General features: G+C 64.7%; 9 protein-coding genes. 7 read left to right on the top strand and 2 right to left on the bottom strand.

All coding sequences use genetic code 11. From position 1 onward, the window contains the following. Positions 1-103 precede the first annotated feature (103 nt). Positions 104-1,384, top strand: coding sequence for a tRNA lysidine(34) synthetase TilS (gene tilS / locus RSO41_RS10310; protein ID WP_315619008.1), 1,281 nt, complete (start codon positions 104-106; stop codon positions 1,382-1,384). A gap of 2 nt (positions 1,385-1,386) precedes the next feature. On the opposite strand, the gene ppx is transcribed toward tilS, so the two are convergent. After that, on the bottom strand, positions 1,387-2,874 hold the full coding sequence (ppx, locus tag RSO41_RS10305; RefSeq protein ID WP_315619098.1) for an exopolyphosphatase: 1,488 nt from the start codon (positions 2,872-2,874) through the stop codon (positions 1,387-1,389). Positions 2,875-3,366: 492 nt separating this feature from the next. Between ppx and rho the strand changes: the two genes are divergently transcribed. The 6 genes from rho (at position 3,367) to RSO41_RS10275 (ending at position 11,983) form a co-directional block, all read left to right on the top strand. Beyond that, on the top strand, positions 3,367-4,626 hold the full coding sequence (rho, locus tag RSO41_RS10300; RefSeq protein ID WP_275288717.1) for a transcription termination factor Rho: 1,260 nt from the start codon (positions 3,367-3,369) through the stop codon (positions 4,624-4,626). 461 nt (positions 4,627-5,087) lie between these two features. After that, positions 5,088-6,581 carry a 4-hydroxy-3-polyprenylbenzoate decarboxylase gene (ubiD, locus tag RSO41_RS10295; protein WP_315619007.1) on the top strand — a complete coding sequence of 498 codons (1,494 nt, stop codon included), beginning with the start codon at positions 5,088-5,090 and terminating at the stop codon, positions 6,579-6,581. Then, the gene (locus tag RSO41_RS10290; RefSeq protein WP_315619006.1) at positions 6,578-7,357 is read left to right on the top strand and encodes an NAD(P)H-flavin reductase; all 780 of its coding nucleotides are present in this window, start codon (positions 6,578-6,580) and stop codon (positions 7,355-7,357) included. Before ubiD ends, RSO41_RS10290 begins: the two co-directional genes overlap by 4 nt. Then, the gene (folM, locus tag RSO41_RS10285) at positions 7,354-8,067 is read left to right on the top strand and encodes a dihydromonapterin reductase (RefSeq protein ID WP_315619005.1); all 714 of its coding nucleotides are present in this window, start codon (positions 7,354-7,356) and stop codon (positions 8,065-8,067) included. The genes RSO41_RS10290 and folM overlap by 4 nt, the downstream gene beginning before the upstream one ends. A 578-nt stretch (positions 8,068-8,645) precedes the next feature. After that, complete coding sequence (locus tag RSO41_RS10280; RefSeq protein WP_315619004.1) at positions 8,646-9,716, top strand: 3-deoxy-7-phosphoheptulonate synthase; 1,071 nt, start codon at positions 8,646-8,648, stop codon at positions 9,714-9,716. 134 nt (positions 9,717-9,850) lie between these two features. After that, on the top strand, positions 9,851-11,983 hold the full coding sequence (locus RSO41_RS10275; protein ID WP_315619003.1) for a PhoX family phosphatase: 2,133 nt from the start codon (positions 9,851-9,853) through the stop codon (positions 11,981-11,983). 270 nt (positions 11,984-12,253) lie between these two features. Here RSO41_RS10275 and ppk1 read toward each other — a convergent pair whose 3' ends face one another. Then, a complete protein-coding gene (gene ppk1, locus RSO41_RS10270) occupies positions 12,254-14,446 on the bottom strand; it encodes a polyphosphate kinase 1 (protein ID WP_315619002.1) in 2,193 nt (730 codons plus the stop codon). Positions 14,447-14,477 lie beyond the last annotated feature (31 nt).

The following is a 14,477-nucleotide window of genomic DNA, read 5'->3' as shown; positions in this document are numbered from 1 at the left end:
TGCGCTCGATCAGGCGGCGCTGGAGACGGCCTCAGTCTGCGCATTGACCCCGGAGGATGGATCATCGCCAGCATGCCCATCGATTTGTCCGGTACCCCTGCCCATGCGTCTCGAGCCTTCTTCCCTGCAGACCTTGATCGATGAGGCCCTGGCGGCGACGCCGCCAGGGCGTGCTGTCTGGGTGGCGCTGTCCGGCGGGCTCGATTCTTCCTTGCTGTTGGCGCTGGCGGCGGAGGCGAGCCGTCGCCACCCGCGGCCGCTGCGTGCCTTGCATGTCCATCATGGTCTGCAAGTGGCGGCCGATGACTTCGAGCGCCATTGTCGCGCCTTGTGCTCACGCCTTGGCGTGCCGCTTCACGTCGAGCGGGTCAATGTCGATGTGTCGAGTGGCGAAGGCGTGGAAGGTGCGGCGCGGCGAGCCCGTTATGCGGCCTTCGGGCGCCGGGTGGGGGCGGGCGAGACGCTCTGCCTGGCCCATCATCGTGACGACCAGGCCGAGACCTTCCTGTTGGCGGCGCTGCGGGGGGCCGGCCCACGAGGACTGGCTGCCATGCCGACCGAACGCGAGCAGGCCGGGGCGCGACTGGCAAGGCCCTGGCTCGGGGTGTCGCGCGCGGCCCTGGAGGCCGAAGCGATGCGCCGGGGACTCACCTGGGTCGAGGATCCGAGCAATGCCGAGGTCCTGCATGATCGTAACTTTCTGCGCCATCGCGTGATGCCGTTGCTGGAGCAGCGTTGGCCCGACGCCGGGGCCTCGCTGGCATGCAGTGCCGGCCTGGCCGGCGAGACTGATGACCTGCTCGACGAATTTGCCGCCGAGGATCTGCAGCGCCTGGGAAGGGACCCCGGTCGCTTGCCCGTCGCGGATCTGCAGGCATTGTCGCTGCCACGTTGCCGCTTGCTGATCCGTCATTGCCTGCGTTGTCTGGGATTGTCGTCGCCGCCGGCCAGGCGCCTGGCCAGCCTGCTCGATCAGCTCGATGCGCGGCACGATGCTGAAGTTAGGATCGTCTGGGAAGAAACCGAAGCGCGGATCTGGCGCAAGACGCTGTATTTGATGGCGCCCCCCGTACCGTTACCGCCTGCCTGGCGAGTCGAGTGGGATGGTCGAGCACCGCTGGTGACGCCGTTGGGCGAGTTTTGCATGGCACTCGAGCGCGAGGACGGTGCCGCCGCTAGCCTGGTGCTGACGCCGCGCCTGGGCGGTGAGCGCTTGCCATTGCCTGGACGAGGTCGTCGCGATCTCAAGCGCCTGCTGCAGGAGTGGGGCTTGCCTCCCTGGGAGCGCGACCGGTCATGGGTGGTCTGGCATGGGGAATGCGTGGTGGCGGTGGGTAGCCCCCAGGGGTGGCTGGCGCTCGCCGAGGGCTGGCGAGCGCCCTGACGTCAGGTCAGCGTCAGCTCCATCCCGACAGCGTTCTGGTAAGCGACTTCCTGCTCCAGGTCGGCCAGCAGCAGGTTGGGATCTTCGCTCTCGTCGCAGTGCAGTGCCAGTGCCTCGCCCGAGGCGACTCGCAGCTCGGGCTGGGCGGGCGGCTGCTCGGGACGCGAGTGGTTGAGCAGTACCGCCAGACGCAGCAGACGAGCCAGGCGACCGTGAGGGGCCTGTTCGGAGGCGGGCAGGGCCTGCCACTCCTTGACCGGAAACTTGCGTCGGTGGGCGCGGACGAGGAAGGCGAGCAGTCGCTGCTCAGGGCGCGAGAACCCCGACAGGTCGGAATATTCCAGCAGGTAGGCGCCGTGGCGATGGAACTGGCTGTGCGAAATGGCCAGGCCGATCTCGTGCAGCCGGCTTGCCCACTCCAGAAAACGTGCCTGGTCGTCGTCCAGCGCCCAGGCCTCGCGCACCTGTTCCAGTAGCCCCAGGGCGGTGACGGCCACGTTGTCGGCCTGTCGAATGTCGACGTCATAACGGTGCGTCAGGGCATCCAGGGTCTTGAGGCGCGGGTCCTCGGGGCTGTTGCGGCCGACGAGGTCGTAGAGTACCCCTTCGCGAAGGGCGCCATCGGCGTAACGCATCTCCTCCAGACCGAAGGCTTCGAAGATGGCCACGAGAATCGCGACCCCGGCGGGAAAGACGCGCGCCCGGTCGGCCTTGAGCCCGTTCAGGGAGACCTTGTCCAGGCGCTTGGTCTTGATCAGCCGCTTGCGCAGGTCGAGCAATCCCTGGCGGGTGATCACGCCTTCCGGCGACTTGCCGGTAGCGGCAATCACGGCGGCAGCGGCCTTGATGGTGCCACTGGAGCCGACCGGGTCCAGCCAGCCGATCTTCTGGTAGGGGCGGCGAATGTTGGCGAGCTCCGAAAGTGCGGCCAGTTCGGCGCGGCGCATGCGTTTCTCGCTGAGTTCGCCGTTGGCGAAGAAGCGCCGGGTAAAGGTCACGCAGCCCATGCTGAGGCTTTCCAGGGCCAGTGGCTCGAAGTGCTCACCGATGATGAGTTCGGTAGACCCTCCCCCGATATCGACGATCAGGCGGCGGCCGTCCTCGGCCAGGGCATGGGCCGCACCCAGGTAGATGAGGCGCGCTTCCTCGCGGCCGGCAATGATCTCGATGCGGGTGCCCAGCAAGGCTTCGGCCCGGTCGATGAAGTCCTGGCTATTGTCGGCGCTGCGCAGGGCATTGGTGCCGACCACGCGCAGGCTGCGCGGCGTGATGTCCTCCAGGAAGGGAGCGAAGCGAGCCAGGCAGTCCAGGGCCCGGCTCATGGCGGCTTCGTCGAGCAGGCCGTCGTCGCCGACGCCGTCGGCCAGCTGGACCTTTTCGCCCTTGCGGGCGACGACCTGCAGCCGGTCGTGCTGATAGTTGGCCACCAGCAGGTGAAAGCTGTTGGAGCCCAGGTCGATGGCGGCGAGGCGTCGCGGCTCGTCCTGCATGGGGGTGGCTGCGCCGCCGGGGGCGGCGTCCGGGCTGTCCTTGAGCGCTGTCATGACGGGTCCTTCAGGGTGACTGGACAAAGGTTGCGGGCCCCTCTGGAGCTTGTCAATCGTCAAACGTCCGGGGCTTGCGTTTCATCGCGGCGTTGACTAGTATCGGGGCGTTCGCCTGTTCCGAATGCTTCCCGACCGCTCAATGGCGACTGCGCCGCGGTCAAACTCCAAGTCGTCAGATAGCCCACTGCATCAGCCCGTGATTCTGGCTTTCGGCCCAGGTCCGCTGATTCAGGCGAAACTAACCTGCTCCCTCGATATATGTTCATGGCAGACATCCCCATATGTGGCGGTTGTCCCTCCATGGTCAAAGGATTCACGCAAACGAGAGCAGCCTGTCCGGGCTCTGAACGCATCCAATTATGGCGTTTCCGTCTCGCCTCCTGTCCATCACGGCGCATACCGCCCGGCTTTCAAGAGCAACGTCTGAACACACCGATGAATCTTACCGAACTCAAGCAAAAGCCCGTGCCGGAACTCCTGGAGATTGCCCGAGAAATGGGCATCGACAATCTGGCGCGCTCCCGTAAGCAGGACATCATCTTTGCCATTCTCAAGAAGCACGCCAAGAGTGGCGAGGCTATATACGGCGATGGTGTGCTGGAAATCCTGCAGGACGGGTTCGGCTTCCTGCGTAGTGCCGACAGTTCCTATCTGGCCGGCCCCGATGACATCTACGTCTCGCCTTCCCAGATTCGGCGCTTCAATCTGCGCAAGGGCGACTCCATTTCCGGCAAGATTCGTCCGCCCAAGGAAGGGGAGCGTTACTTCGCGCTGTTGAAGGTCAGCCAGATCAACTTCGACAAGCCGGAGAATGCCAAGCACAAGATCCTCTTCGAGAACCTCACGCCGCTGTTTCCCCAGGAACGGCTGCACATGGAGATCGGCAACGGCTCCACCGAGGATCTGACGGCGCGCGTCATCGACCTGACCGCCCCCATCGGCAAGGGGCAACGTGGCTTGCTGGTGTCTCCGCCCAAAGCGGGCAAGACGCTGATGCTGCAGAACATCGCCACGTCCATTACCCGCAACAATCCCGAGTGCCACCTGATCGTGCTGCTGATCGACGAGCGGCCCGAAGAGGTCACCGAGATGTCGCGCACGGTGCGTGGCGAGGTGGTGGCCTCGACCTTCGACGAACCGCCGGCACGCCACGTCCAGGTCGCGGAAATGGTCATCGAGAAGGCCAAGCGACTGGTCGAGCACAAGCGTGACGTGGTGGTCCTGCTCGATTCCATCACGCGTCTGGCTCGGGCTTACAACACGGTGGTGCCGTCTTCGGGCAAGGTGCTGACCGGTGGTGTCGACGCCCATGCCCTGGAGAAGCCCAAACGCTTCTTCGGTGCGGCGCGCAACATCGAGGAGGGCGGCAGCCTGACCATCATCGCCACGGCGCTGGTCGATACCGGCTCCAAGATGGATGAGGTTATCTTCGAGGAGTTCAAGGGCACCGGCAACATGGAAGCCCATCTGGACCGCAAGCTGGCCGAGAAGCGCGTCTACCCGGCGCTCAACATCCGCCGTTCCGGTACGCGACGCGAGGACCTCATCGCCTCCGAGGAGGAGATGCAGCGCATGTGGATCCTCCGCAAGCTGCTCAATCCCATGGAAGACGTGGCGGCCACCGAGTTCCTGATCGATCGCTTGAAGGATACCAAGACTAATCTGGAGTTCTTCGAGGCCATGAAAAGACGTTGATTCTGGCCTGCTGCACTCGACGATACGGCGTTGGAAAACAGCTCAAGCTGCTCATTTACTAAAGTAAACTCCGCACTCTCGCCGTTTTCCGCCTTGTCTCGTCTTCGCTCGCAACGGCCAGTTCTCAACGCCTCGGCGGTTAGATCAAGGCAAGCGGCGCCGGGGACAGGTCGCAGAGGAGGTCCTACGCCAGGGGTGAGGAGCACTGCTCCGAACGGGCTGGCCATGGATGGCCAGCACCGGACCTGCAAGCGGAGCGGGACGCGAGAGCGCAGCAGGGCGTCGGTAGCGCCCAGGGAGGGGTTCACAGCGCCTCCTCGTAGACCTGTCGCCGGAAAAGCCGCGGCGCTCATGAGCTGATCCGATGCACCGACGCTGGGTCGCCAGGCGCAGCATCCTGGAGGGGCGGCATGATATGCTGCCCCTTTTGCTGTGTGTCGTTCGGGAAACGGGAAGGTCGCATGAAGTACAAGGATCTGCGCGAGTTCATCGCGGCACTGGAGGCTCAGGGAGAGCTTACGCGGGTCACCGCCGAGGTGGATCCCTATCTCGAGGTTACCGAGATCTGTGACCGTACCTTGCGGGCCGGGGGGCCGGCGCTGCTGTTCGAGAACGTCAAGGGCCATGACATGCCGCTGCTCGGCAACCTCTTCGGTACGCCGAAACGGGTCGCCATGGGCATGGGGCAGGAGTCGGTGTCGGCGCTCGGCGAGGTGGGCGAGCTGCTGGCCTTCCTCAAGGAGCCCGAGCCGCCCAAGGGATTCCGCGATGCCCTGGACAAGCTGCCGGTCTTCAAGCAGGTCATGAGCATGGGGCCCAGGACGGTGCGCAAGGCGCCGGTGCAGGAGGTGGTCCATGAAGGCGACGAGGTCGACCTCGACCGTCTTCCCATCCAGCATTGTTGGCCGGGCGATGCCGCGCCGCTGATCACCTGGCCGCTGGTGGTGACGCGTGGGCCGAACAAGTCCCGCCAGAACCTGGGAATCTACCGGCAGCAGAAGCTTTCGCGCAACCGTCTGATCATGCGCTGGTTGTCCCATCGAGGCGGCGCCCTGGACTACCAGGAGTGGCGTGAGGCGCATCCCGAAGAACCCTTTCCGGTGGCGGTGGCGCTGGGTGCCGACCCGGCGACCATTCTCGGTGCCGTGACACCGGTGCCCGATACCCTGTCCGAGTATGCCTTCGCCGGCTTGCTGCGTGGGTCGCGCACCGAACTGGTCAAGTGTGGTCATTCCGATCTCGAGGTGCCCGCCTCGGCGGAGATCATCCTCGAAGGCGTCATCCACCCCGACGACACGGCACCTGAAGGTCCCTACGGCGACCATACCGGCTACTACAACGAGGTGGAGGAGTTCCCGGTCTTCACCGTGACGCGCATGACCATGCGGCGCAACGCGATCTACCACTCCACCTATACCGGGCGTCCCCCTGATGAGCCGGCGGTACTCGGGCTGGCGCTCAACGAGGTGTTCGTGCCCATCCTGCGCAAGCAGTTTCCCGAGATCGTCGACTTCTATCTGCCACCCGAGGGTTGCTCCTACCGCATGGCGGTGGTGACCATGAAGAAACAGTATCCCGGCCATGCCAAGCGGGTGATGATGGGCGTGTGGAGCTTCCTGCGCCAGTTCATGTACACCAAGTTCGTGGTCGTGCTGGACGATGATGTGGACGCACGCGACTGGCGTGATGTCATCTGGGCCATCACCACGCGCATGGATCCGGCGCGAGATACCGTGATGGTCGAGAACACGCCTATCGACTATCTGGATTTCGCCTCCCCGGTGGCGGGGCTTGGTTCCAAGATGGGGCTGGACGCCACCAGCAAGTGGCCGGGCGAGACCGAGCGCGAGTGGGGCAGACCGATCGTCATGGACGAGGCCGTGAAGGCCAGGGTCAGCGAGCGCTGGGAGGAGCTTGGCATCGAATTCCCCGACACCGACAAGAGGCATGCATGACAGCCAGGACCCTGACCTGCCGGGTGATCGAGGTCGAAGACCTCACCCCCGACGTCTTTCGCGTTTACCTGGAAGGCCGCGCCGAGGCCGTGGCCCACGCGGCCGGACAGTATCTCGAGCTTGATATCGGCGACGGGGAGTGGGTGCCTTTCTCCATTGCCAACGCCCATGGCGGCGATGGTCGCATCGAACTGCACATCCAGCACTGGCCGGAGCGAAGCAACTCCGCCAGGCTGCGTGAACTGCTGGTGGAGGCGCAGCAACTGACACTGCGCCTGCCCGGCGGCGATTGTGTGCTCGACCCCGATAGTCGGCGCCCGTTGCTGCTGGTGGCTGCCGGCACCGGCTTCGCGCAGATGAAGGCCATCGTGGAAGCGGCCCTGGCCGAGGACCCCGAGCGCCATGTCGAGCTGTGGTGGGCCGCCAAGGAACGACGCGATTTCTACCTGGAGCGCTTGCCGCGTGATTGGGCCGGGCGGCATGCCAACGTCTATTTCCACGGTGTCAGCGAGGCCGGTGTGGCAGAAGATTTCGACGCCGAACGGGTGACCGGGCATCATGGGCGCGTGGACGAGGTGCTGGCCCAGCGGCTCTCCGATGTCTCTGCCCATGATGTCTATCTTTCCGGCTCGCCGGGCATGGTCTATGCCTGTGTCGATGTCCTGGCCTCGTTCGGGCTGGTGCCGTCCCGGGTGTTCTCCGATGTCTTCGCCTATGCGCCCCGGGATCCGCTGGTGCCGACCGTGGGCAGTCTGGTTCGAGAGACGCGGGCATGAGCGCGGCACCGATCCTGATCACCGGAGGAGCACAGCGTCTCGGCCGGCATTGTGCCGAACGGTTGTGCGATGACGGGCATCCGGTGATCGTCAGTTATCGCCGCGAACGCCCGGCGCTGGACGCCCTGCGCGAGCGTGGCATCGTGACCCTGCAGGCCGATTTCGGCGACGAGGCAGGGATTCGCGATTTCATTGCGCGGCTCAGGGAGACCACCTCGTCGCTGCGGGCCGTCGTCCACAATGCCAGCGACTGGCTACCCGACGTCGATGGCGATGAGGCTGGTGCCAACTTCGAACACCTGTTCCGGGTGCACATGCTGGCCCCCTATCTGATCAACCTTGCGGCACAGGATCTCCTCGAGGCCTGTGGCGAGCCGTTGCGCGACATCGTGCACATGACCGACTATGTGGCGACCCGAGGGTCGCGCAAGCATATCGCCTATGCGGCCTCCAAGGCGGGCCTGGAGAATCTGACGCTGTCCTTCGCCGCTCGTTATGCCCCCACGATCCAGGTCAACGCCATCGCGCCGGCCATGATCATGCTGGGCGAGAACGACGACGAGGCCTATGCCGAGAAGGCCAGGGGCAAGTCGGCGCTGGGTACGATCCCTGGGCCCGGAGTCATCTACGAAAGCCTGCGTTACCTGCTCGATAACCGCTATGTGACCGGGACGACACTGCCGGTGGATGGCGGCCGGCACTTGCGTTAAGACAGGCGCCATGCATGAGTGCCTGCGTATCTCGTGCGGTTGCCCTGGCGGAGGTCGGTGCGGCGCGAGGCACATCGAGCGCTTGTCATCGGCGCCGCGACACGGCAGGATGATGGATAGATTTCAGGAGACGACCATGCACGCGAACCGCTGCCCCCAAGACGCAAGCACCGCCCGTCAGGCGGTGTATGGTCGTGGGCAAGCGTTCGAGGATCGTTGGCCCGGTTACCGCTATTGGTTTAGCGACGGCGTGTCGGCGGTCGTGTCCTGACGCCACTTTCAGCGAAGGACACCACCGCGAGGCACGCCCCACCAAGGGTTGCCTCCATCAGCGAAACCCCCGGACGGCAACCCCGCCCGGGGGTTTCGCGTTTTGTCCCCATGCATTCATCGAGGAGAACGACCATGACCGTCAACCATCGCTTTTACGCCGATCGCCGTACCCTGGGACGGGAGTATTACGGTTATGGCTGGCGATTTAGCGTTGCGCGGTCGGGCCTGGACGCTGCCTCCGACCGTGAGCTTTCCGGCGGCACAACGACAGCCAATCGATGTTCACGCTCACGGAGTTGAAACCCATGAATGCCCCCGTTTCCTCGCTTTCCCAGCGCGCCGCCCTACAGGATCGAGCCGACGAGGCCGCTCTGCCCACCCCTGAAGCGCTTCGTCACGACGTTTCGCTTGCCTCACCGCTCGCCGGCCGTATTCGCCAACAGCGCCAGGCCATTCGAGACATCCTCGCTGGCCGGGACGATCGGCTGCTGGTGGTCGTTGGCCCCTGCTCGATTCATGATCCTGACGCGGCCCTCGACTATGCCCGTCGTCTGGCGGAACTGGCGCCGCGCATCGATGATCGCATCCTGCCAGTGATGCGCGTCTATGTGGAGAAGCCCCGCACCACCGTAGGCTGGAAGGGGTTGGCCTATGATCCCGATCTGGATGGCCGCGGCGACATGGCCCGGGGTCTGGCCATGTCGCGTCGACTGATGCGCGATATCGCCGAACTGGGACTGCCGGTGGCCACCGAACTGCTGCAGCCGATGCTGGCTGCCTACCTGGACGACCTGCTGTCCTGGGTCGCCATCGGGGCCCGGACCACGGAATCCCAGCTGCATCGTGAGCTGGCCAGTGGCCTGGAGGCGGTGGTCGGCTTCAAGAATGCCACCAATGGTGATCTCGGGGTTGCCCTGGATGCCATGCACGCCGCGCGGCATCCCCATCAGCATTTCGCCATGGCGCCGGACGGGAGTCCGGTGGTGCGCGAGACGGCCGGCAACGCCCATACCCATGTGGTATTGCGTGGTGGACATGGCGAGCCCAATTACCAGGCGCCCCGGGTGGCCGCGAGTCGCCGGGCTCTGGCGGATGCGGGGCTCCCGCCGCGCTTGATGGTGGATTGCAGCCACGCCAATGCCCGCAAGGACCATCGGCGCCAGAGCGAGGTGATGCTCGATGTGCTGGGGCAACGTCTGGCAAGCGATGAGGCCTTGATCGGCCTGATGCTCGAGAGTCATATCCACGAGGGCAAGCAGCCTCTCGAGCCGGGGCCACTGCGCTACGGCGTCTCGGTGACCGATGCCTGCATCGGTTGGGAGACGACCGAGCACCTGTTGCTGACAGCGGCGGAGCGCCTTCGCGGCCGTGCCTGATCCCGGGCGTCGGGCTTGTCGATCATCGTTCGGTCACGCAGGTGTCACCTTTCCTCGCTAGGGTTCGAGTCAAGCGACCGCGCGGCGATGCCGACCGTCGCGGCACATGACCAGCGTGACTAGCGAGGAAGATCATGAGCAAGGAAATCGAAGACCCGCGTATTCTCAATCGCAGCACGAACGAGCCTTTCTCTTCGGTGCTGGATAGGCATGTCTCGCGTCGGCGAGTCATGCAGGGAGGCCTGGGTCTGGCCGCCCTGACCATGCTGAGCGGCTTCGGGCTTGGCCGGCTGGCGCAGGCCGATCAGGCCGGCGGGGCGGCCAAGACGCCTCTGGCACTGGCTTTCGACGCCGTGGCCGGATCACGCACCGATGCGGTGGTGGTCCCCTCCGGTTATACGGCACAGGTGCTGATTCCCTGGGGAACGCCGCTCAATGACCAGGCGCCCGCCTGGCGCGAAGACCTGGCCATGACGCCGGAGGGGCAGGCCAACAGTGTCGGCATGCACCACGATGGCATGTACCACTTTGCCCTTGATGAAGCCTCCGCTTCCCGGCGCTTTCTGCTCGTCATGAACAACGAGTACATCGATCAGCAGGCACTGTGGGCGCCGCAGGGCGGCCCGACCAATGGCGACGAGGGCAAGCGTCCGGCCGATGAAGTGCGTACCGAGATCAATGCTCATGGCGTCACCGTGGTGGAGGTGCACAAGGATGATCAAGGGCGCTGGCAGCATGTGCCGGGTTCGACCTATAACCGTCGCTACACCAGCGCCACACCGATGCGTTTGAGCGGCCCCGTGGCAGGGTCGGATTACGTCAAGACGCGCTACTCCACCGACGGCACCCTGACCCGAGGCACCAACAACAACTGTGCCAATGGCTATACGCCCTGGGGCACCTATCTGACCTGCGAGGAAAACTGGCCGGGTTACTTCATCAAGAACGGTGAGCGCCGGCTCGATGATGACCGCCTGGGTATCGCCGAAGGGCGGGGACGTTACGGCTGGGAAACTGCCGCCGGGAGCGAAGGCGAACACGAGGACGAGTTCGCGCGCTTCGACGCCACGCCGCGAGGTGCCTCGGCGGGCGAGGACTATCGCAACGAGCCGCGCGCCTTTGGCTATATCGTCGAGATCGACCCCTATACCGGCGAGCGTGCCGTCAAGCGTACCGCCCTGGGGCGTTTTCGCCACGAAGGGTGCTGGCCGGGCAAGCTGGTGGCGGGACAGCCGGTGGTCTTCTACTCGGGCCACGATTCGCGCAATGAGTACATCTACAAGTTCGTGTCCGACGCCGTCTGGGATCCTGCCGATGCCAACCGTCCCGGCGCCGAGGTCGACCGCCTGTCCATCGGCGACAAGTACATGGACACCGGTACGCTCTACGTCGCCCGCTTCAACGCCGACGGCAGCGGGGAGTGGCTGCCATTGACACCGACATCAACGACCCAGGATGGGCGTACCCTGGCCGAGGCACTGCAACTGGATGCCGACGACCGGGCGGGCGTGATCATCCATACCTGCGATGCCGCCGATCTGATGGGGGCCACGCCGATGGACCGCCCCGAGTGGGGAACAGTCGATCCGGCCACCGGCGAGGTCTACATGACCCTGACCAACAATAGCGAGCGTACCGAACAGGGGACGGATGCGACCTTCCGCCATGACGGCGATTCCATCGCGGCATTGGGGACAGGCTACGCCACAGCGCCCGTCAACGCGGCGAACCCGCGCGCCGACAACGAGGCAGGTCAGGTGATTCGCTGGCGCGAAGGTGGCACGGCCACGCACTTCGATTGGGAAATCTTCGTGTTCGGCGGTGCCGCCGGCAACGCCGACAACCCCTCCGGGCTGACAGAACTCAACCAGTTCGCCAGCCCCGATGGCCTCTGGTTCGATGATCGTGGCGATGGCCAGGGCATCCTGTGGATCGAGACCGACAATGGCTACGAGGGGGTGGCGGAGCACACCAACGACCAGGTGCTGGCGGTGGTGCCCGCCGCCGTGGCCGACCAGCGTGGCGATGATGCGGTGATCGGCGCCGACAACCAGGCACAACTCAAGCGCTTCGCCGTTGGCCCCAATGATTGCGAGGTGACCGGAATCTTCGCCACACCGGACAAGACGGCACTGTTCATCAACATCCAGCACCCGGGCAACTGGCCCTCCAGCGAGGATGCCACCGCCGAGACTCAGGGCAGCGTTCGCCCGCGAGCCTCCACGGTGGTGATCCAGAAGACTGATGGCGGGCAGATCGGGGTGTAACCCCGGGCTGCGCCCGGAGCCGTAAGCCATAAGCGTTAAGTGGTAAGTAACCCCTCGACCCGAGAAGGGCGGGGGTTACGCTGCCTTCGAGCGTCGAGCGTCGAGCGTCGAGCGTCGAGCGTCGAGCGTCGAGCGTCGAGCGTCGAGCGTCGAGCGTCGAGCGTCGAGCTTCGAACTGGGTTTTCGGGTTTCGTATCTCGTATCTCGCCGCTCGTATGCTTTGGGTCTCGCATCTCGCCGCACGTATGCTTTGGGTTTCGCGCGTCGAGCTCAAGCCCTGGCCGCGTAGGCGTAGAGCAGCGTTTCCTGGGCGCTGATCGGGGCGGCGTCACCTGGGGTCTGCTTGACGTAGGTGCCGTCGCCCTGCAGTAGCCAGCTCTGGCAGTTGTCCACGAGGTAGGTCTCGAGGTCCTTGCGAACCCGTGCCGCCAGTTTCTTGTCGAGCAGCGGGAAGCAGGTTTCCACGCGGTGAAACATGTTGCGCGCCATGAAGTCGGCGCTGGAGCCCCAGGTTTCCGGCTTGCCGTCGTTGTGGAAATGGAAGACCCGGGTGTGCTCCAGGAAACGGCCGATGATCGAGCGCACCCGGATGGACTCGGAGATACCGGGCAAGCCGGGTCGCAGGCAGCACATGCCGCGGATGATCAGGTCGCACTCGACGCCGGCCTGGGAGGCACGGTAGAGGGCCTGGATCAGCTTGGGTTCGGTGAGTGAGTTGCACTTGATGATCAGGTGGGCACGCTTGCCCTTGCGGGCATGTGCGGCTTCACGGTCGATCATCTCCACGAGCCGTTCGTGCAGCGTGAAGGGCGCATGCAGGAGCTTCTCGATCTTGCGTGCCCGGCCCATGCCGGAGAGCTGCTGGAAGACCTTGTGGACGTCGGCACATAACACCGGGTTGGCGGTGAGCAGGCTGTAGTCGGTGTACAACTTGGCGGTCTTGGAGTGATAGTTGCCGGTACCGAGGTGGGCATAGTGACGCAGCTCGCCGCGTTCACGGCGCACGATATGCATCATCTTGGCGTGGGTCTTGTAGGCCATCACACCGTAGATGACGATGGCGCCGGCTTCCTGAAGCCGTGAGGCGAGGGCGAGGTTGTCAGCTTCATCGAAGCGTGCCCTCAGTTCGATCACCACGGTTACTTCCTTGCCGTTACCGGCAGCTTCCACCAGGGCATTGACGATCGGCGAGTCGGCGCCGGTGCGGTAGAGGGTCTGCTTGATGGCCAGCACATCCGGGTCCCGTGCCGCCTCGCGCAGCAGTTCCTCGACCGGGGTGAAGGACTGGAAGGGGTGATGCAGCAGGATATCGCCCTCGGCCATGGCGTGGAGGACGCTGTCACGCTTGTTCAGTGCCTTGGTCTGACCGGGAATGAAGGTGCGATAGAGAAGCTCGGGACGATCCACATCGCCGAGCACCGACATCATGCGTGTCAGGTTCACCGGCCCGTTGACCCGATAAAGGTCCGCCTCGCCCAGCTCGAACTGCTTGAGCAGGAAGTCGACGAGCTCGTCGGGGCAGTTGTCGGCCACCTCGAGACGCACGCCGCTGCCGTAACGTCGCGACAGCAACTCGCCGCGCAGCGCCGAGGCCAGGTCGGAGACATCCTCCGGATCCACCGAGAGGTCGGCATTGCGGGTCAGCCGGAACTGGTAACAACCGCGCACCGACATGCCCGGGAAGACTTCTTCGGCATGGGCGTGAATCATCGATGAAAGGAAGACATATTCGGTGAAACCGTCCTCGCAAAGTTCGGTCGGCAAGGCGATCACCCGGGGCAGTGAACGCGGTGCCGGAAGAATCGCCATGCCACCCTCGCGACCGAAGGCATCCTTGCCCTCCAGCTCGACGATGAAGTTCAGACTCTTGTTGACCAGTCGAGGGAAGGGGTGCGATGGGTCCAGCCCGATGGGGCTGATCACCGGCATGATCTCGGATTCGAAGTAGTCACGCACCCAGCTGCGCTGGGCGTCGCTCCAGTCGCCACGGCGACGGAAACGTAGGCCCTGCTGTTCCAGAGCCGGGATCAGCCGCTCGTTGAGGATTCGATACTGGCGCTCGACCTGCTCGTGGGCGATCTGGGCGATCTCGGTCAGCACCGAGCGTGGCGAGCGACCATCGGCGCCGGTCGTCTCGTCGCCCAGTGCTACCTGGTTCTTGAGACCCGCCACCCGGATCTCGAAGAACTCGTCCATGTTGGACGAGAAGATCAGCAGGAACATCAGCCGATTGAGGAGCGGATGCGCTTCGTCCAGCGCCTGCTCGAGGACCCGCACGTTGAACTGCAGGTGAGACAGCTCGCGGTTGAAGTACAGGCCCGGGTCGGTGAGATCGGCCTCCGGATCCGGCATCGCCTTGGGCTTGATGCCGGTACGTGTCTGGTTGAGTCGAGGCACCGGTGCCTCGCCGCTCGGGGTGATGTCCAGGTCGGGCTTGGCATTGGGGCTATGCGATTCTTCCATGGGAGTTCCCTGCTGTCGTCGGCCGGCGGGA

This window comes from Halomonas sp. I1 (assembly GCF_032334135.1).
In the GTDB taxonomy this organism is placed as follows: domain Bacteria; phylum Pseudomonadota; class Gammaproteobacteria; order Pseudomonadales; family Halomonadaceae; genus Halomonas.
This window is presented reverse-complemented; position numbering and strand designations above follow the sequence as displayed.

What these genes read in the sequence shown, in the direction of transcription:
- tilS (WP_315619008.1), top strand. Translation starts at nt 104, where the DNA reads ATGCGTCTCGAGCCTTCTTCCCTGCAGACCTTGATCGATGAGGCCCTG.
- ppx (WP_315619098.1), bottom strand. Translation starts at nt 2,874, where the DNA reads ATGCAGGACGAGCCGCGACGCCTCGCCGCCATCGACCTGGGCTCCAAC.
- rho (WP_275288717.1), top strand. Translation starts at nt 3,367, where the DNA reads ATGAATCTTACCGAACTCAAGCAAAAGCCCGTGCCGGAACTCCTGGAG.
- ubiD (WP_315619007.1), top strand. Translation starts at nt 5,088, where the DNA reads ATGAAGTACAAGGATCTGCGCGAGTTCATCGCGGCACTGGAGGCTCAG.
- RSO41_RS10290 (WP_315619006.1), top strand. Translation starts at nt 6,578, where the DNA reads ATGACAGCCAGGACCCTGACCTGCCGGGTGATCGAGGTCGAAGACCTC.
- folM (WP_315619005.1), top strand. Translation starts at nt 7,354, where the DNA reads ATGAGCGCGGCACCGATCCTGATCACCGGAGGAGCACAGCGTCTCGGC.
- RSO41_RS10280 (WP_315619004.1), top strand. Translation starts at nt 8,646, where the DNA reads ATGAATGCCCCCGTTTCCTCGCTTTCCCAGCGCGCCGCCCTACAGGAT.
- RSO41_RS10275 (WP_315619003.1), top strand. Translation starts at nt 9,851, where the DNA reads ATGAGCAAGGAAATCGAAGACCCGCGTATTCTCAATCGCAGCACGAAC.
- ppk1 (WP_315619002.1), bottom strand. Translation starts at nt 14,446, where the DNA reads ATGGAAGAATCGCATAGCCCCAATGCCAAGCCCGACCTGGACATCACC.